Origin of the sequence: Flavobacterium sp. K77 (assembly GCF_021608205.1) — a bacterium.
GTDB classification, from domain to species: domain Bacteria; phylum Bacteroidota; class Bacteroidia; order Flavobacteriales; family Flavobacteriaceae; genus Flavobacterium; species Flavobacterium turcicum.
On record NZ_JAKIHO010000051.1, the window covers coordinates 1 to 502 of the forward strand.

Genomic DNA, 502 nt, shown 5'->3' on the forward strand with positions numbered 1-502 from the left:
TCCATTTTGAACCTAATTGATACGCTAAGTAAACTACAATCAAACAAAAACCAAGTGAAGGCATAAACATAAAACGCTCCGCCATATTGGTACCTATCGGAAAGAACAAATTAGATACAATTGAAAAAGTAATGAAATAGTACAAAATGCCAAACGCAACAAGATTTCGTTTACGGATATGAAATAGGGCCCAAATAAAAAGGAATAAATGTAACAACACAGAAAACAAAACACTGATGTTTGAAAATGATTTTATTTCAATATGCCTTGGGTAATAATCCGTTGTTAAAGGATAAGGAGCTACTAACAATTTCAAGTAAACAGCATACGTATAAAAATTGGTTGCCAATTTGTTGCTGTACGGCATTTGGGTAAAGGTGTTGGCATTAGGCTCCACAAGTTTTTTTATAGATGACCCTTCAATCAATGGTTCGTATTTCGATTCAGGATCTAATACTAGAAATGGATCATTCATCAATTCTTCCGCAATTTCACCCTTATT

At 33.5% G+C, this 502-nt stretch carries 1 protein-coding gene; it reads right to left on the reverse strand.

Annotation, left to right across the window (positions count from 1 at the left end; all coding sequences use genetic code 11):
• Positions 1 to 502, reverse strand: a 502-nt coding sequence (locus tag L1S34_RS14840) for a hypothetical protein (RefSeq protein WP_236364885.1), incomplete at both ends; no start/stop codon positions are given.